Below are 16,451 nucleotides of genomic sequence, written 5' to 3'. Positions count from 1 at the left end.
AAGAAAAAGCACTCATAATTGAGTGCTACTCTTTCGTAATATATGTTCCATCTGGCTGTTTGTAATGCTTAGTATGACAGAATGGACATTTTACTTTATTACCAAGCATTTTGAATTTCTTACCGCATTTATGACATTCTGATGATTTTGACATCCCGACTTTTATTAATGCGAATAAAAACATAATTACCACCAAAATAATTATGAGTGCTAACATCTGTACCCCTCCTCCTACACAAATATACATAACAAAGAGGGATTTCACTATAGCTATTTAGCATAATTAGCTAATTCCTATCGCTTCTTTCCTTTTCTGGAACCTCGTTTTGCTTCACGCTCTTGCTTTTTATCTTCTTCAATCTTGATCTGTAGCGAAGCAATAACACAAGCCTTATCTGCTAAAGATAGAGACATATATTCGGACGGTAGGCGACGCATTTTATGAACCCACCAATGCATGATATTAGCGTCACCATCACCGTCCTCAATTAGTTTTTTACTTCTTCAACCATATCCTCCAAATCGGCTTCATAACCGTTGGCTTCTTGTGCCGCAGCTGATGCATCTGCAATTTCACCGATTGTCAGCATCTTACCAAGTAGTGCATCTGCACCCATTGCATTATAAGAATCTTGTAACTCTTTGTCGTTTAGATTTGGAAATACAATAGATTCAACTGTTAATAAACGTTGGTATTTAAAATGGTCAAAGTCCGTGTTAAATTGTCCTTTACGTTTTCCTTGTGTAATCATAGAACGTTTTGTACATTCAGACTTTAATTCAGCATCACGCTCTGGCGAAACTGGCGCAAACTCCCATTCAATAGGTTTCCCTTGTTCATCCACAAAACTTTTAGAAACAGCTCTCTTAATATTTCCATTTTGCTTTTTATTGTGTGCAAAGAATGCAGTTAAGTTTGTCATTTATAATCACCTTTTCCTTATTATTTTTGTAATAAAAAAGAGACTAGATTTTTCTAGTCTCGAAAGCTCTATCAATATCCCAACCTCTTTTTACTATTCTTCCGTATAAGGTTGAATATTTTATATTCAACTCTTCTGACCACTGCTTTAACGTTTTCTCTTGTCCTTTATAAACTATATTTAAATTGTTCCGTTTATTATTATTTTGTACTTTCATAGTAACCCAACGACAATTCAAAGGTTCATAGTCTCCATTGACATCAATCCGATCAATGGTTAGATGTTCTTCATAACCGTTGTTATAGGCCCAGTTTTTAAACTTTTCAAAAGTAGACCATATATCATGAATTTTGATTCCACGACCACCATAATACTGAAAGCTTTTACTATTAGGGTTGTCACATCGTTCCTTCATTTTAGCATATGCCTTGTATAAACGAGTATTTGTCATACCATGTGTAATCGTTCTTTTAGTAGTTAGTTCAATTGCTAAACATCCACAACTATTTGTATCACCTTTTGATAAAGCTGCTGTCGTAACAACCGAATAATTCCCGCAATCACATTGGCAATACCATAAATTATGACTGTATTTATTCTTACCATAATGATACTTTACTGTAAGCCTACCGCATCGTTCTCCTGTTAAATCTTTAAACCGTTTATTTGTACCCTTCCATCCGGGAGAACAACCACAATGTGGTACTTTAGTGTTCTTTAGATTCCCTTCGGCCCTAATAACTATATTTCCACATTCACAACGGCACAGCCATTGCTTTTTGCTATGTTTATTTCTTCCTTGAAATTCTACTATGGTTAACTTTCCGACCACTTCACCTACCGCAAATTTCATAGGCTTATCCCACTTTCTTCAAAGTATAATATTTCCAATATATCATTTCTGAAAAGTGAAGTATAGTTTACAAATATAAATTATAACATTTCTGGCAACATATTGAAGGAAGTAGGCATTTCGAATCGTTCGAAAGTGAAGTCGAAAGAATCCTCTAAATATTCGGCATCAGCATCCAATGCCGCAACAATGCCTCCATCTATATTGCAATCAATCAAAATAGTTGTTTGACTACCAGCTTGAGAGGAACCATCTTCATTTGTCACTTGAATGTCAAAATAAGTGTCTTCTCCAGTATCTTGATAGTGTTTCAGCATTTTTCTAAAGATCGATGTGTTGAAGTAAAATGTTGCACTACCTGTATATTCAATACCGGTAGCCTTATTCCCCTTTGCCACTTGTCCCATAATGGGAATTTGGGTTTTCGTTTTGTCTGCTCTAGCCTCTATATTGATCAATTGAGCGAATTTATAACGATTCCCATCGATTGTCACCCACGCTACCCCTTGAGCACCATGAATAGCATCACGAGCATGCATGGTAGCATCTGCAAAATATTGTAGATTTAAAGGAATTAATACTTTGTTTTTATCCAATTACTTCTCCTCCTTACGCTACCATCGTCGTCACGTAAAGTTGTGACATCGTTAGTGTATTTATTACTTCCTCTTGTACAACAACTGCTCGTTTCGATTCACCTTGTCCTACCAATAGCTTTTCTTTATCGTAATTTTGGATTGCTCGAATACGTTGCATTTCTCCACGATGTTTACCAATATCATTCCACAATGAAATACGGCCATCTGCATCATTTGGCACTTTACCAAGATAGCGAGTATTGAATAGATGAGCTGTATCGATTGCAAGCTGATCTAGAACCCGAATCGTTTGGTTATATGAGAAGTCCTCATTTTTATCTGTGCTGAATGATGTAAATGTATTTACATCTTCTAACACATTAAAGTCATCACCCACTCGATGGAAAACGTATTTTCCTGCATTAAGTAATAGTGTTAATTGTGGTTGAGTCTTTGTTTCTGACATATCAAGCTCATGTTCACCATCATACGTACGATTTGTATTTGATTGATTAACAGCTACTCCTGCTTGTACACCTGTAACCCAATATACAGCTCCAAAAACTTCCTCATCAGCTCCAATTGCATCGTTTTGAATATCTATAATACCTTCATGATCTGCTTTTCCAAGTTTATGTCCGATTAATTGGAACTTACCACCGACCTCATCTCGAATACGCTTTGTATACTCCATATATAGCGATTTAATTATTGAATCCTCTGATAGACAGCCCAGAGTGTTGAAACCATATGCCTCTAATTCATCTAAGGCCATTTGGTGAGGTGTCCCTGCTGTTAGTGCAGTTGCTCCGTTATTTCCGCCTGTTAGTTTTGTCCCTGCTGTTGCTGCTAGGGTAGCATCCTTTTTAAAATAAACGAAATCATTATTTTTTAAATCAGCAGCAGTTGAAACAGCATTTTGTTCATCAATTAATGTTCCATCAATAAGAGTTTTCACGTCCCACTTTGACGGTTCGTCAACATTTGCTTGAATAACGATTGTAATATCGTTTCCACGTTCACCTTTGTATTTCGCTGTAGCAAAAGCATTAGTTGCCTTTGCCCCTCCGAGGTTTAGTTTGCAGAAGAAAACTGTAAGGGCTCCTTTGAATAGATCTCTAATACCTTTTAGCTTTGGATGAGTGTAATCGTAGCCAAAGATTTTTAAAGAGTCTTTTTGCATGTCCTCCTTAGTGACAGTCATTACTGCATCGTCTACTCCCCAATCAAGAGCAATTGGCAATGCTGCATAACCTCGATCAGATAAATTGAGGAATGCTCGTGCCTTACTAATAAAATTGTGATACGTACCTGGTAACACTTTGTTTTGTGTTAACCAAAAGCCTCCACCTAATGCCATTAAGCTTTCCCTCCTTCTTCAAACTGTTTTAAAATGCCATCCACCTCGGCAAATGAGTATAATTTATTGTCCTCTAGCAACGCATTTAAAGCATCACGTCGATGAACATATTTTTTACTTTTAACTAGTTGTTCTTTTGTGAAAGTTGGCAAATCATTTTTTACAGCATCTTTTCCCTGTACTTTAGTTGTCGCCATTCGGAATCACCCTTTGCTTATTGATGTATTGCTCTAATGAGCCCATGAAAATCTTTTCTTCAACCTCCTGCAAGAAGAAATTGAAATGAATGAAGTTATGACCAATACCGTCAACAACTTCGCTGTTTGCTCCTGTACCAAGCATTAGAGAACCATTTAACAGCGTTATTTCTTTTATGGCTTGCTGTATTTTCAAAGTCATATTAGACGCCTCAGACAAGCCATTTTTAGGGAAATATTGAACATCAAATAATGTTGTTACTTTCCACCGTTTACCGATTTGTCTGATCTGTTCTAGGTTTAAAAATTGAATAAAAAAAGCAGGAGTCACGAACCCCTGCGGTACTTCATCTATATATTTTTTGTAATCTGCTCCAAAAGCATCGTGGAGCTTAACAGATATAGCTTTTTGAATATCATTAATCTCCATCAATAGCCTCCTTTAACATGTTGAATAGCTTTCGTTCAAGAATAGCTGGCGCCTGCTGTTCTAGCTCATCTGCCGAAATTGTCATCATGAATCGGCCATTAACCCACCCAATATTACCTTGCAATCGGTGTCCAAATTCAACATAAGATGAATATGAAACTGGATTGATAATCTCAATCTCATACATATTTCCAACAACTTTAATACTTAATTCTTCTGCAAAGCTTACAGCACTTTTTCTACCGCTAGATTCGGCCTCTTGTTCACTTTTAGAAGTCCATCCACGTCTTAAAACACCGTCGTCAACTGGTGTGCGTTTAATTACTTTAGCTAATAATCTAGCTGCAAGTTCTTTAGCGCATGCTTCGCAAAACTTTTGATAATCAGCAGTTGCTAATTTAGCTAACTTTCTCTCAAATCTTTTTAACTGTTGGTAATTAACGCTCATTATGCGTACCCCTTAAATAACTCTAGGACAATTTCTTGATGATCCATAAAGATACCAGGTTTGCCCGAACGAGTGTATTCTTCTGTTACATTATCTTGTGTCACGATAATTTTACATCCAGCAGGTATTTCAAATTCGTTACCTAAGGATAACTTGATTTGTTCAGATATTTTTGCTGGCCCATCATTTGTTGAAGCGCTCGTTAACTTTTCATGAGACAACTTACATTTAAGGTCATCCTCATACAGTGCTACTTCTTTATGCGTTGTGACATGGGTTATTGGGTCTTCTACTTCTTTCCACACCTTAACTGTGCAATTGCCCCTCCAAAGCCGTTCCAATGCCTTGCGTCTTGCACTTACCATGTCAGTACCCTGTATTTTATAAAATCAGTTTTGTCGTGACGTAAATACTCTACAAAGGCATTAAATTGAGCTTCTGGAGTAGTATCTGCTTCAATAGCAAATACAGTATTGGTATCGCCATCTTGTACCTGTTTAGAAATCAAATCAAAATCTAAAGTGTCTATAGATAGGGCACCCATTGACTTCTTAGCATATAAAAATTCCCCAACGACCATATCCACTGCAATTTCATGGAGTCCTAGGGGAATTTCAGATAGATTTGTTTGATTATTAATGTGGTTTGTTACTTTATTGATACAAAAAAACAGCATCATTTCATCAGGGCTGTTAGGTTCACTTGAAATACTAACACCGAGTGAATTCAAACGAGATTTCACATCTTCATTCATATAACTCACTCACTTTCTATCTCTTGTAAGGCTTCAATCAATTGAGGTCGAAGCATAGAACTGTAACCTTTAATTTTATGTTTTTTAGCTATTTCTTTTAATTCATCAACATTTAATCCATCGTATTTATTTGTTGATTCAGCAGCTGTTTCTTGTTCAGAAATACTATCAGTTGTTTCTTCAGAGATAGTGGTAATTTCCTCCTGTGGTGACTCTTCATCTTTTACTTCATCAACGTGGTACCCCTTACGAGTAAACCATTTAAGTAACTTTGGATTTTCTGTCTCGCCTTCGCCATTAATAAAGCGCACAGTGGCTGTAATACCATTGTACGCCTTATTAGGAGCATAAATCTTTGCCATGAAAAGCCCTCCCTTATTGCACTTTGATTTTACGCATTACACCTGCCGCCTTTGTAGCTTTTAATGCCACACCAGCAACCATTTCTACTTCGCCTGTTTTTACTGCACCTGCTGTTTTATAGTCAGGTAGCCACGTATTGACAGGCGATTGACCTGCCATTGAAATAGCATGGAAACCATCTAAGCCTAGACGGGCCACATACAAAGAAGTCGTGCCATCTGCTTCAATATCAACTACGTTGGCATTTGAACCAGGTTTTGCTCCAAAGTCTACTAAAGGAATACCGTTGTATGACTCAACGTTTTGCCCAAATTCATTTTGAACGATTTGATACATACCAGCACGTCTAGCAGCTGCACGAATCTTAGCGATTAGTTTCAAGTTACCACCAATAAAGTTTGGCTTACCATCTAAGCCCATAAGAAACTCATCTAATTCATCAAGGAATCTAGCATAGTTTGTTGTTACTAAATCAGATGTAGATAAATCGATAATGGATGATGGTTCATATTCTGTTGATGAACCTGTCAAAGCCTTTTCTAAACCATCGAAGCCATTCGCTTCAATGCCCGTGTCCCCATTAATAACAGTATCGTTGAATAAAGCAGATGCAGCCTTAATTTTTTGTTGCATTTGAAGTGTAACTTCATCAACAATCCCACCCATATTAGCAATAATGCGGTCAATTTTGAACGAACCACCGAATACAGCTAAATCCGTAGTGATACGCTCTTTCTCTACTTCACTTGAAGTGTATTCGCTGTTAACAGCACGGAATGCAGCTGTTGGTTGTGTTTTCAAACGTGTATATCCATAAGTAAGGGTTGCACCTCCACCAGTAGGAGAAACAACATCATCGAATGTTAGGGCATTGAATAGGAAATTTGATTTCGCAAATTCATCGATAACACCCATCTGTAAATCATCTTGTACGTTTAACTTGGCTTGAGCTAATGTTACTGCCATTTAAATTACCACCTTTTCATATTTATTGATTTTGTGTGAAATGAGACTGTACCGCATCAGCTAATGAAGTTGGCGCAGATTCCTGTCCACCTCTTTCGCCTTTTTCCCCTGGCTTAAAGCCTCTATACTGTTGCTGTTTATCATTTGTAGAACTTTCAAAAAGGAATTTAGAATCTTCTCCTTCTTGTAATGCTTTAATCTGATCTGCTAAGCCTTTTACATCTTCACCGTCTAATTCTGCATTCTCTAAATCTAACAATGCTTTAACGGCTTTGATATTTTTAGCTTTGGCACCTGTAAGAGCACGTTCAACAGCACTAGATAGTTTTAATTGTTTTACTTCGGCCTCATACTTTTCTTTTGCAGCTGTGTTTTCACCTTGTAACTTTTCTATCTCTGCTTTTAGGTCATCAGTGGCACCCGCAGATTTTTTAAGTTCTTCTAATTGTTCATCTCGATCAGCAACATCTTTTTCTAGTTGTTTCTTGGCATCGTTTACCTCATCAAAACGACTCTTCGGAATCATTGTTCCAAAACCTTCAATAATATTTGTTGCTTGTTCTTCACTTAATCCTAATGCCATTAATTGTTCTTTAGTCATCTTTATTCCTCCATTTCGCATTCTCGTAGTACGCACGATAGAGTGTTTGCTCTATTAGCTTTTTACGTCTGTTTGAGCATTTGACGAATTATTCTCAAGTTTTATTTTTGCTTAACACCATACACACGGAACCATTCTTCGTACTTCATATTCGAAGGAACATAGTAAACATCGTCAGGATCACTACTATTCCCTCTACTCGCTGCTCGTTCTCCATAATTGTCATCAAAGTAAGGAACTGTAACTGTCCTACACCAAGCATGAAATGGTGGTGCTGTAATGCCTGGTGCATAGTCACTCATAGTTAATACCTTGCCATCTAACTGTCTGCAAATAGCACTTGTACGATGATCTAATGCTGATACAATTTCATATTGTTCTACACCTAAATTCTTATAAGCCTGTTGTTGTCCAGCAGACGCAAAAAAGCTGATTCCGTCATTACTAGACGACCAGCTTTCTTAGTAGAAACATCAAATTGTTTACTTATTTTCGCAATTAAGTTATTGAGAGACTCACCACGGATAGTTGCTTGTGTAAGTTCTCTGTGTAGTACATTTACTAATTCATCTTTAGCACGCCATATACGAGTACTAAAGGTTGCTCCATCCGTTGTCCAAGGTTTTGACACCATTAACTTTAATTGATTAGCATCAATAGAATGCAAACTATAACCTACCCCATATCCAGCTTGTACTTCAAAAGCTGTGTGGTAATAGGCTGAATGATAAACCTCTTTAGCTAAGCGTTCAACACCTTCAATTTGGCTACCATATAGTGCTTCAATATGTTGTTGAGTTTGTAATTTTATAGCTTCTAATCTGGAAATATGAACGCGTGCAGAGGCATTTTCTAATTCTTTTGCCCAAGCTGCATTGATGCCGTATTCCTCACCTCGGCGAATATACTCATGGACATCCCACTTGAACTCTTCTAAATCAGCACCTTTAATCCACTTCTTAGCTTCGGTAAATGTTATTTCATTATTATCCGCAAATCGAAGATACCAATATGTTATGTCTTTTTCGATGGATTTTAATGTTTCTTTGTAAATACGTTCTAAATCCTTGTAATAAGCTTCACCTTTGCTCATTTCTGCATTTGCAAGCATTTCAAAACGTTTCTGCCAATAAGTTCTACTCTTTGCCATCTGTTTTACCACCTACCAATTGATTTGGGAAGTTTTTTCGGTAATCATCGTATTCTTGCTGCTCCTTTTGATACTCTTTTTCTTTACGTTCCATTTCAAGTTGTGGATTCTTTGTCCAAGGATGCTGTGCAATAATACTTTCCATCGATAAGATTGGCATGGAATCAACTGCATTCTTTATGGCTTCACTTTCATTGATTAAAATGTCACGATTGAATATGACATTGACTTGTTCATCTTCAAAATCACCTTTTCCATTATTAACAAGATGGACATTCACAAACCATAGTAAATCCTCAAAGCTTGCTTGATATTCGGTTTCTATTCCATTGGCATCTAGATCAATATCACTGTACATACTTTGAATATTCATCTGATTTGGATTATTACTCATTCGTTCATCCTTAGCATCGTATCCACGGCCATTTTCAATCATTGCCTTTTTAAATAGTGCAATGATTGCCTTATAGTTATCTGCGTTCACCTCGATTGTTAGTGTACGTAAATCCCCTCTGGAACCTTCTGAACTACGAACTTTTACCGCAGCATATTGCGCTAGATTTCGTCTAAACTCACCTAAGTTCTGACCATCATAGTTCTCTAATACAAGAATAGTATTATGTGCATTTTCTTGCATATTGTTTTCAAAATCAGAAAGCATAATGTTAATACCATCTTGAAGTGATTTAACACGTTTGATGAGTGGTATTTCTTTATTGTTATACTTAAAGCCAACCAACGGAACGCGTTCCCAATTGAATACTAATGTTTCACCAGTTTCTTCATCTGTAGTTGATATATAATTTGTCTTAATATGTTCAACGTCAGGAATAAGACTATTATTTTGCCAAATAAAATGTGCAATACCATCAGTGGTGTACATTTCGACTTTATGAATAATAACTTCTTTATCCCCTTCATAAGCAGAAACAGGATACAATCGAATAGCAAACTCTAATTCTGTATGGTCCGCATCCTTCCAAAAAGGTAATATTTCATATGGAGGGAAACGTTTAAATGCTAATTTCCCACGTTCATCATAAAAGATATATAACCACGCTATGCCTCCATTTAAAGAATCCTCACCAAGATTACGAAAGGTTCTATGGAATTTCGCGTTAAAAACCAAATTAAGTTCTTCAAGATATTTTTCATCCTGTGTTTCAAATGTTAAAGGTTTTGCTAAGAGATAATTTACCTTTTGATCTACTAATTTTGCATATTGATTATCAACTATCCTGTTATTAGGTAAATTTTCAACTTCAACTAATTTTCCATCATCACCTATAACCTCACGTTTGCGCTCTAATATCTCATGTTCACCTATATAATAGGCCTCACCTAATTGCATTAATTTACGTTTAGGAGAATCAAGCCATTTCTTTATTTCCTTCTCCAACACATTCTTATTGGATATAGCCGTCTTTGCTCCAGTCTCTATAATCTTCTTAAACCTCATTCGATCTGTTACTTCTCCTAGAAATTCAAACATCTACTCACATCCTAATCAAAGCTAAATAAATCGCCTTTTAATTCTTCTAATGCATATCTCATGGCATCCATCAAATGGTTAAAGTCATCAACTGGCTTATTGAGCTTCTTACCAAACTTGTCTTGGTCCCAAGTATAGTTAGTGATTTCTGTCAAAAAATTAACGCATGATGGATGAATAATGATTTTGTAGTCTTGAATAGTTTGGATGCCGTTATTTATACTATCAGGACCTTTACGTGCCTTTTTAATGTTATACATACCCATGTTATACAAATCATCTATGGACTTTGGTTCTGCACTATCTGCACGTATTCGCTCTTTAATATAGCCCTTGCGTTTCACTTCTTCAAAAATCATACTGTTACTCATTCCTGTTTGGTAAATCTCATCAAAAACGTATATTTCTTTCGCTGTTTCATCTACTAAGGCAGCAAAGAAAGCTGTAGGGTCGTTGGTATACCCAAAATCTAGACCAAACATAGCTTTTATCCTTGGACGGTCTTTAATAAGCTTGTCCTTATCAAAGGCACTCTCTATCCAATTTTCAAACACAAGGCCATCAACAATGCCCCAATTTCCTAATCCAGCAACTTGGTAACGACGTGGGTTATCACGTTTCATTCGTTCAAACACCCTTTTGTCTGCGTCATCTAAAAACTCATTACATAAGTAATTGGTTGACTTTGCTAAAATATCATCATCTCTTTTTGCATCAAAAAAACGCTTCTTTATCCAGTGGCGTTCATTCCACGGATTGAGCGTTAGAGTAATTTGTTTAAATAGGTGTCCTGGTGCTGAACCACGAATTGATTCGTCCAACATATTAAAATCATCCTCATTTAGCAACTCGTATGCCTCCTCTATCCACATCCAACATAAGACACCTGTTTTAACAGTAATGGATGTTACCTTTAATGGATCATCAAGACCCCGAAAGTAAATTTTCTGTCCAGTAGGTAAATAGGTTAACTCTAAAGGTGATTCTTTCACTTGCCAGTACTTTTCAACATCTAATTGCGTAATCGCCCACTGTAATTCAGCAAAGCAAGAATCTTTTAGTGTGCGGTATGTTTTACGTATAACTAATAGGTTTGCAGCTGGATGCTTCATTATTTGAGTAATAAAGTAAATAGCTGTAGTTTTGGACTTTTTAGAAGCACGCGAACCCTTACAAACTCGATAACGGCCTTTAAAATTCCAGTAGTCAGCATACCCTTTACCAATTAGCTTTTGGATAGATATACGCTTTGCTTTACTCACTTACATCATCCTCAATGATAATTGGAATAGCACCTTCATGCTTTAATTTATCTGTCCACATGCCGTAGCGCCTTCCTAGAAGTTCAGCAGCCTTTATCCTGTCTTTGGCACTTACATCAATATCATCAATCGTTTGAGCGCCTTCTCCAATACCACGAAGTACTTCTTCTTGCTGTTCACCTCGCATAATTGATGATAAATACTCTAATACTTCTTGCTGATTTGCAACACGTTCTGATTTCAGTTCTTCCATACGGTTTTCTATATATGTTTTTATGCCGACATTTGCCAACAATTTATAAGATTGGCCTCTAGCATACGCTTTACTGTAACCAGCTCGAAGTGCAGCTTCTTCTGCGTTTCCTAATTCAATAAAGTAATCTGCGAATTCCTGTTGTCTTGGATTTAATTTTCTCACTTTCAATGGCATCACCTCATTGTGCTAATTGCTATTAAATAATAAAAAACCACACCTCTATAGATGTGGCTTTGCTGTGTTGACGTATCCGCAAACGTCTATTTAGTTGTTTTTGCCTGTTACTTCATCTATGAATATATCTCAACGTGTCAATAAATAATGTGGCATCGGTGTGGCATTCAAATTATTGAAGCTTCTCTCTTCCTACTCTTACTGGCAACTCGACGAATATGATCATGGGTATAGCCTAGCTCATCGGCAATCTCTTGATAAGTCATACCATCAATAAATCGTAGTTTTGCAATTTTATATTCTAAGCCCTCCAACTTCTCAACGTTTTCACGAATCTCTTTTTCAATAGCTTGATAATGCTCTAATTTAGTTTCTAATGATGAAATACGACCATTTAAACGATCTGTTCTCTGCGATGCAACATCAAGTCCATATTTTTCGGCACCAATCGAAGCAAATGGCAATTGTTCATTCTTACCTAACCAATATTCTCTGTCTACTTCTAACATTTCAATCTCTGCTTTTACAATATCTATAATACGTAATAAATCTGCGTAATTTTTCATGATTTCCATACCTCTTTTTGCCCCTTTCAGTTCACTTCAATGCGTATTCTGTTGAACTCGCCAATATATTATTTGCCTAGTACTCACAAGGCTTTACGCTTTATTCATAAAATCAGTTCACCATTGTATTTTTAAAGAGAACTGATTAGAAAAGTTAAATTCTAAAGTCTTTCATTGCTTTATCTATTTGATCTTGGTTTATGCCGATATACCGCAATGTGATTTTAGGTGATGAATGATTTAATATTTCCTGTAATAATGCAACGTCCTTTGTCTGCTTGTAAAAATGATACCCAAATGTTTTACGTAAAGTATGTGTCCCTATATTTTCATCAAGGCCAACTTCTACTGCTGCTTTATTTAATATCTTGTAGGCAGAACTACGACTAATCGGTTTATTAACTCCTTCACGGCTCTTAAATAAGTATTCATATTCTTCTTTCCCCTCAACATACTGCTTTAATTCCCGTTTTAATTGTGGTGTCATTTCAATACGTCTAGGTTTTTTTGTTTTTTTCTCTTTAACATTGAAATAGTCTCGCTTAGTATCAGATACTTTAAGCTGGAGAATATCTGATATACGAAGTCCACTGTTAATACCAAGAATAAACAGCATGTAATTTCTATAATTCCAATCAAACAAATACTTCTTAATAGCACGAATGTATTCTGGATCACGAATAGGTTGAACAAAATTCACCTGCTATCATCCTTTCTGTCTATATGCACCTTTTACTCGTTTGTAGGTACTGCGATTGACTCCCATTAGTTCTTCTATTTCTCTTCGACTCATCTGTTTTTTAGGTTGACGTCTTTTTGACGTTTGCCCTTTTGTTTCTTTTCTTAACCCCTTTTGTACCAACTCAGTTTGTATTGTTCTCATATTCTCCACCCCTTTAATAAAATAAAAAGAGGCACCAACAAAACAGGCCATTATCCTGTCTGTTAGTGCCTCCGGTATTTTCCGTAAAGGCTGTTATTTATTTAAAAACTTAATCCTCATATTGTGCAGTACAATTACTCTTGATTACTTTCAAACAAATCTCTGCAAGCACTTTTGAATAAATCTATCGTGATGCAAAAGTCTTTGAATGATTCAGAAGCATAAAAACACTCTCCATGATTTACTTCTGCTGCTATATTCGCAAATAGTTCTTTCATTTCTTCTCTTGGACTCATTAACAACATTCCTTTCGTGTTCAAATTGTTCAGTAACCTTTTAGCTTTAAATAATTATCATAAGTTGTAGGTTTTGGACATTCTTCTTTAGGTTTTGCCCCTACGTTAATAACCTTTTCTACAGTTTTTTGCTCCACTTTATAGCCCAAGTCACAATGAAAATAACCCCTATTGTTCTCTAATGCTCGACAACCGTTGCATGTCCTTTTCATATATTCTCCCTCTCTGTGTTACTGCACAATATCTTTCGAATGTCTGCTAATTAATGATTTCAATTTCTTCTGCACTTACAAAGTCGTCTACATCAAAGTACGGTGAATAACCTGTCACATTCCCGTCTGAATGAAGCACACCGTCATATACTCGACCAGCTACAAAAACTCGTCTCATATGCCCCCAATCTTCCCAGTAGATGTTTTTCTTCGCTTTGAAACGAATTGGTTTATCTGAACGTTTTTCATCACCTAAAGCTCTATCGTTTGCATGTGAATCCGTTTGATAACGTGCCATTTCACTCGCTCCCTTCGTATTGAACAATATCTTTCAATTCTGTTCTTTCAATTTTTCTACCTTAGACCGTTCAACCCATTCGTCATTTCTTCTATGGCTAACTATCGGGAAATAAACAGAATTATCGTTTGCCAATAACTTTAAAACTTCTAAAAAGACATCTGTTTTTGTATTGCCGTAAACTACCCAACAATCCCAAGAACCTCTATAGTGCATTTTTTTACTTCCAACAGGGCAGTACTTCTTCGTGTCATGTTTGCAATAAGGATACTTGTCAAATCCTTCTTTGCTATGTTCAATTTTCAATTGGTGATTCCCTAATACTACTAAAACTAATTTCTCGATTTCCTTTTGAACTTCTGCTTTTAGTGTTTTGTCAGCAAACACTCTTGCTTTCCAATGGATGTTTTCACTCATAAGCTACCTCCTGTACAATATTTATCGACTATTCCTCGTCCTCTTCTGGATACTTAATAAAATCTTCTGCACCTTCGAATATTTCTTCAAATACTTGTTCAATTACTTCCATCATTGGGCTTTCTCCAGTATCAGGATTACTGCCATCAACCAAATGTTGAGCCAAGTATTTTGCAAAATCTTGCCTATAACCACGTTTTACCTTTACTTCATCAAAGTTGTTAGGGCTTGCCTCAAATCCCTTAACCAAATTAGAGATAGGAATTTCTACTTTTAATTTTTGTTTTGTTACAGTTGCTGTAAATCCTAATGATTCATATTTTTCAGGCATTATTTCTCATCCCTTCTGTACAATATCTTTCAATTACTAAATACTTTTCTCGGAATGATTAGTAATCTTTTTTTAGTAAAGACATATCATATCCCGATTCCACGAATTTAATTGTCAGTGTTCGATTCACACAATTCCCTATTGGACCATAAATCGTGTCCATATCTTCTCTAGTGAAATTCGTACCTAACAATCTATTAAAATGACGTAACACATTATTTGCTGCTCGTGGGTGTAACCCTTTGCATATCGGTCTTGATAACCATTCAAACATTTTGCACTTGAAGATTAGTTCCGATTCACATTCATCTAATCTAAAAAAGCAATTGTATTTTGGCACTAAAATAATTTCTTTCGAACGATTAATAAACGCTCCTGGGAATGTATTCAACGCTCGATTAATGATACTTTTCAAAGCGATTTCTTGATTAAGTTTTTCTAATTCTTGTACTTGCTCCATACAAGCTCCTCCTCAACAATTTCTTTCATTTCTGATTTCCTTCATTTCGGATTGGTTCAATTCGATTAGTTTTTGTATATAGGTAATTGCCTTTTCTAAATCTCGAACGTTATAGCCATTCTTTTTCCCATACCGAGTTAAATATTTAATAGCATTAATTCTGTGAAAACCGATACATTCATCTAACTTGAAGTTTTCATCAGCAAACGCCCACACATCAATTTTGCCTTCATGGTAGTGCTCTGAATCTGGTCTATTCATTTTGCTTTAACCCTCTTCCAATATTGAAAAGTACTTACTATAGACTTAAACGTTGTTCTTCTTTCTCATCAAAGCTTTCAATTTTATTAATAATGTGATGCCATTGCTTGATTTCTGTTGCGTTTAAAATTCGTATAAGTTCAGCATGTTGAATGATGGTCTTTTTGTTAGAGCGTGTCAGTACCCTATGTTTATTACGACTAGCCATACACATTCGCCTCCACTGTATAAAATCTTATTTTTTTTTGCCTACACGTCTACGTTTGCTTTCGCTTACTTCAAACACCTTGCCATGTTGCCACTGGATAGAGTCTTGTCCATACTCTTTAGGCTCTAGAACCTCTACAATTGCTCCTTGCTGAATGATGTAAACTCCATCTCCTAATGCCCCTAAATTAACTGTGTTGCTCATGTAAGCCCCTCCCTGTTATAATTGCTATAGTGTATTAAACAAGAAGGTTTAAATGTGTAGGGTTACGGTTGCAGCCGCACCCTACGCTATCCATTCCAATTCACAAGCCTCGCATGGAATGATTTCTCCACTAATTTGCACCATTATTGTATTACCTCTCACTTCAATGACCGTTCCCATTTTTCCGATGAGTTGTTCAAAATAATGTTTTCGATAATTATAGATTTCAAAGTTAAATGTTTCTTCTACAAGCTGTAGTTTTACTTTGTCATGAACTTGAAAAATATTATTCCTATGGACTAGATCATCAAAGAGTGTTAATTGTTCCTGCATACATTATTCAGTCCTTTCATGAACTAACTATCTCAGCTATAAATTGCTTTGCTCATTTGTTCGTCATAGACTAACCACAATTCAGCATCTGTCATATTTTCAAAAAAGGACTCTGCTTTCCCAGTCAGTAGGCTGCATGTAAAAATCAGTTCTGAACGTTCTACTTGGCTCATTT

At 36.2% G+C, this 16,451-nt stretch carries 33 protein-coding genes; all 33 read right to left on the bottom strand.

Annotation, left to right across the window (positions count from 1 at the left end; genetic code table 11):
- Nucleotides 1-25: 25 nt before the first annotated feature.
- On the bottom strand, nucleotides 26-217 hold the full coding sequence (locus NP781_RS05680; RefSeq protein WP_257521702.1) for a hypothetical protein: 192 nt from the start codon (nucleotides 215-217) through the stop codon (nucleotides 26-28).
- Nucleotides 218-294: 77 nt separating this feature from the next.
- Nucleotides 295-459, bottom strand: a complete 165-nt coding sequence (locus NP781_RS05675) for a hypothetical protein (protein ID WP_257521701.1) — start codon at nucleotides 457-459, stop codon at nucleotides 295-297.
- A gap of 29 nt (nucleotides 460-488) precedes the next feature.
- Entirely contained in the window at nucleotides 489-923 is a 435-nt protein-coding gene (locus NP781_RS05670) for a phage tail assembly chaperone (protein ID WP_257521700.1), read from the bottom strand.
- Nucleotides 924-966: 43 nt separating this feature from the next.
- Nucleotides 967-1,776, bottom strand: coding sequence for a hypothetical protein (locus NP781_RS05665; protein WP_257521699.1), 810 nt, complete (start codon nucleotides 1,774-1,776; stop codon nucleotides 967-969).
- 80 nt (nucleotides 1,777-1,856) lie between these two features.
- Nucleotides 1,857-2,372 carry a phage tail tube protein gene (locus NP781_RS05660; protein WP_257521698.1) on the bottom strand — a complete coding sequence of 172 codons (516 nt, stop codon included), beginning with the start codon at nucleotides 2,370-2,372 and terminating at the stop codon, nucleotides 1,857-1,859.
- A 13-nt stretch (nucleotides 2,373-2,385) separates the two neighbouring features.
- Nucleotides 2,386-3,714 carry a phage tail sheath subtilisin-like domain-containing protein gene (locus tag NP781_RS05655; RefSeq protein WP_257521697.1) on the bottom strand — a complete coding sequence of 443 codons (1,329 nt, stop codon included), beginning with the start codon at nucleotides 3,712-3,714 and terminating at the stop codon, nucleotides 2,386-2,388.
- Complete coding sequence (locus tag NP781_RS05650) at nucleotides 3,714-3,911, bottom strand: hypothetical protein (RefSeq protein ID WP_257521696.1); 198 nt, start codon at nucleotides 3,909-3,911, stop codon at nucleotides 3,714-3,716. The genes NP781_RS05655 and NP781_RS05650 overlap by 1 nt, the downstream gene beginning before the upstream one ends.
- A complete protein-coding gene (locus NP781_RS05645) occupies nucleotides 3,898-4,341 on the bottom strand; it encodes a phage tail terminator family protein (protein ID WP_257521695.1) in 444 nt (147 codons plus the stop codon). Before NP781_RS05645 ends, NP781_RS05650 begins: the two co-directional genes overlap by 14 nt.
- Entirely contained in the window at nucleotides 4,331-4,789 is a 459-nt protein-coding gene (locus NP781_RS05640) for an HK97 gp10 family phage protein (RefSeq protein ID WP_257521694.1), read from the bottom strand. Before NP781_RS05640 ends, NP781_RS05645 begins: the two co-directional genes overlap by 11 nt.
- Nucleotides 4,789-5,154, bottom strand: a complete 366-nt coding sequence (locus NP781_RS05635; RefSeq protein WP_257521693.1) for a hypothetical protein — start codon at nucleotides 5,152-5,154, stop codon at nucleotides 4,789-4,791. The genes NP781_RS05640 and NP781_RS05635 overlap by 1 nt, the downstream gene beginning before the upstream one ends.
- Nucleotides 5,148-5,543, bottom strand: a complete 396-nt coding sequence (locus tag NP781_RS05630) for a hypothetical protein (protein WP_257521692.1) — start codon at nucleotides 5,541-5,543, stop codon at nucleotides 5,148-5,150. Before NP781_RS05630 ends, NP781_RS05635 begins: the two co-directional genes overlap by 7 nt.
- A gap of 5 nt (nucleotides 5,544-5,548) precedes the next feature.
- On the bottom strand, nucleotides 5,549-5,905 hold the full coding sequence (locus NP781_RS05625; protein WP_257521691.1) for a Rho termination factor N-terminal domain-containing protein: 357 nt from the start codon (nucleotides 5,903-5,905) through the stop codon (nucleotides 5,549-5,551).
- A 13-nt stretch (nucleotides 5,906-5,918) separates the two neighbouring features.
- Nucleotides 5,919-6,872: a major capsid protein gene (locus tag NP781_RS05620; protein ID WP_257521690.1), complete on the bottom strand. Its 954-nt coding sequence runs from the start codon at nucleotides 6,870-6,872 to the stop codon at nucleotides 5,919-5,921.
- Between the two features lie 22 nt (nucleotides 6,873-6,894).
- Complete coding sequence (locus tag NP781_RS05615; protein ID WP_257521689.1) at nucleotides 6,895-7,473, bottom strand: phage scaffolding protein; 579 nt, start codon at nucleotides 7,471-7,473, stop codon at nucleotides 6,895-6,897.
- Nucleotides 7,474-7,574: 101 nt separating this feature from the next.
- Nucleotides 7,575-7,907, bottom strand: a complete 333-nt coding sequence (locus NP781_RS05610) for a minor capsid protein (protein WP_257522499.1) — start codon at nucleotides 7,905-7,907, stop codon at nucleotides 7,575-7,577.
- Nucleotides 7,859-8,623: a hypothetical protein gene (locus NP781_RS05605; RefSeq protein ID WP_257521688.1), complete on the bottom strand. Its 765-nt coding sequence runs from the start codon at nucleotides 8,621-8,623 to the stop codon at nucleotides 7,859-7,861. The genes NP781_RS05610 and NP781_RS05605 overlap by 49 nt, the downstream gene beginning before the upstream one ends.
- On the bottom strand, nucleotides 8,610-10,115 hold the full coding sequence (locus NP781_RS05600) for a phage portal protein (protein ID WP_257521686.1): 1,506 nt from the start codon (nucleotides 10,113-10,115) through the stop codon (nucleotides 8,610-8,612). Before NP781_RS05600 ends, NP781_RS05605 begins: the two co-directional genes overlap by 14 nt.
- A gap of 11 nt (nucleotides 10,116-10,126) precedes the next feature.
- Nucleotides 10,127-11,377, bottom strand: a complete 1,251-nt coding sequence (locus NP781_RS05595) for a PBSX family phage terminase large subunit (RefSeq protein ID WP_257521685.1) — start codon at nucleotides 11,375-11,377, stop codon at nucleotides 10,127-10,129.
- Complete coding sequence (locus NP781_RS05590; RefSeq protein ID WP_257522498.1) at nucleotides 11,370-11,795, bottom strand: terminase small subunit; 426 nt, start codon at nucleotides 11,793-11,795, stop codon at nucleotides 11,370-11,372. Before NP781_RS05590 ends, NP781_RS05595 begins: the two co-directional genes overlap by 8 nt.
- A 179-nt stretch (nucleotides 11,796-11,974) precedes the next feature.
- Nucleotides 11,975-12,373, bottom strand: a complete 399-nt coding sequence (locus NP781_RS05585) for a sigma factor-like helix-turn-helix DNA-binding protein (RefSeq protein ID WP_257521683.1) — start codon at nucleotides 12,371-12,373, stop codon at nucleotides 11,975-11,977.
- 154 nt (nucleotides 12,374-12,527) lie between these two features.
- Nucleotides 12,528-13,073, bottom strand: coding sequence for a site-specific integrase (locus NP781_RS05580; RefSeq protein WP_257521682.1), 546 nt, complete (start codon nucleotides 13,071-13,073; stop codon nucleotides 12,528-12,530).
- A 6-nt stretch (nucleotides 13,074-13,079) separates the two neighbouring features.
- Nucleotides 13,080-13,256 (bottom strand): hypothetical protein, encoded by a 177-nt coding sequence (locus NP781_RS05575; protein ID WP_257521680.1) that lies wholly within the window; start codon nucleotides 13,254-13,256, stop codon nucleotides 13,080-13,082.
- Between the two features lie 134 nt (nucleotides 13,257-13,390).
- Complete coding sequence (locus tag NP781_RS05570) at nucleotides 13,391-13,552, bottom strand: hypothetical protein (RefSeq protein ID WP_257521679.1); 162 nt, start codon at nucleotides 13,550-13,552, stop codon at nucleotides 13,391-13,393.
- 29 nt (nucleotides 13,553-13,581) lie between these two features.
- Nucleotides 13,582-13,764 carry a hypothetical protein gene (locus tag NP781_RS05565; protein WP_257521678.1) on the bottom strand — a complete coding sequence of 61 codons (183 nt, stop codon included), beginning with the start codon at nucleotides 13,762-13,764 and terminating at the stop codon, nucleotides 13,582-13,584.
- Nucleotides 13,765-13,810: 46 nt separating this feature from the next.
- Nucleotides 13,811-14,062 (bottom strand): hypothetical protein, encoded by a 252-nt coding sequence (locus tag NP781_RS05560; RefSeq protein ID WP_257521677.1) that lies wholly within the window; start codon nucleotides 14,060-14,062, stop codon nucleotides 13,811-13,813.
- Nucleotides 14,063-14,095: 33 nt separating this feature from the next.
- Nucleotides 14,096-14,479, bottom strand: a complete 384-nt coding sequence (locus tag NP781_RS05555) for a hypothetical protein (RefSeq protein ID WP_257521675.1) — start codon at nucleotides 14,477-14,479, stop codon at nucleotides 14,096-14,098.
- 28 nt (nucleotides 14,480-14,507) lie between these two features.
- A complete protein-coding gene (locus NP781_RS05550) occupies nucleotides 14,508-14,810 on the bottom strand; it encodes a hypothetical protein (protein WP_257521674.1) in 303 nt (100 codons plus the stop codon).
- Nucleotides 14,811-14,868: 58 nt separating this feature from the next.
- Entirely contained in the window at nucleotides 14,869-15,270 is a 402-nt protein-coding gene (locus NP781_RS05545) for a hypothetical protein (protein ID WP_257521673.1), read from the bottom strand.
- A 12-nt stretch (nucleotides 15,271-15,282) separates the two neighbouring features.
- Nucleotides 15,283-15,531 (bottom strand): DUF3310 domain-containing protein, encoded by a 249-nt coding sequence (locus NP781_RS05540; protein WP_257521672.1) that lies wholly within the window; start codon nucleotides 15,529-15,531, stop codon nucleotides 15,283-15,285.
- 37 nt (nucleotides 15,532-15,568) lie between these two features.
- Nucleotides 15,569-15,739 carry a hypothetical protein gene (locus tag NP781_RS05535; RefSeq protein WP_216486625.1) on the bottom strand — a complete coding sequence of 57 codons (171 nt, stop codon included), beginning with the start codon at nucleotides 15,737-15,739 and terminating at the stop codon, nucleotides 15,569-15,571.
- A gap of 27 nt (nucleotides 15,740-15,766) precedes the next feature.
- Nucleotides 15,767-15,943, bottom strand: coding sequence for a hypothetical protein (locus NP781_RS05530; RefSeq protein ID WP_257521671.1), 177 nt, complete (start codon nucleotides 15,941-15,943; stop codon nucleotides 15,767-15,769).
- Nucleotides 15,944-16,024: 81 nt separating this feature from the next.
- A complete protein-coding gene (locus NP781_RS05525; protein ID WP_257521670.1) occupies nucleotides 16,025-16,276 on the bottom strand; it encodes a hypothetical protein in 252 nt (83 codons plus the stop codon).
- A 32-nt stretch (nucleotides 16,277-16,308) separates the two neighbouring features.
- Complete coding sequence (locus tag NP781_RS05520; RefSeq protein ID WP_216486631.1) at nucleotides 16,309-16,449, bottom strand: hypothetical protein; 141 nt, start codon at nucleotides 16,447-16,449, stop codon at nucleotides 16,309-16,311.
- Nucleotides 16,450-16,451 lie beyond the last annotated feature (2 nt).

The organism is Lysinibacillus sp. FN11, assembly GCF_024628845.1.
Classification (GTDB): domain Bacteria; phylum Bacillota; class Bacilli; order Bacillales_A; family Planococcaceae; genus Lysinibacillus; species Lysinibacillus capsici.
The sequence above is the reverse complement of the archived record's forward strand: the minus strand, read 5'-3'. Positions and strand labels throughout refer to the sequence as shown.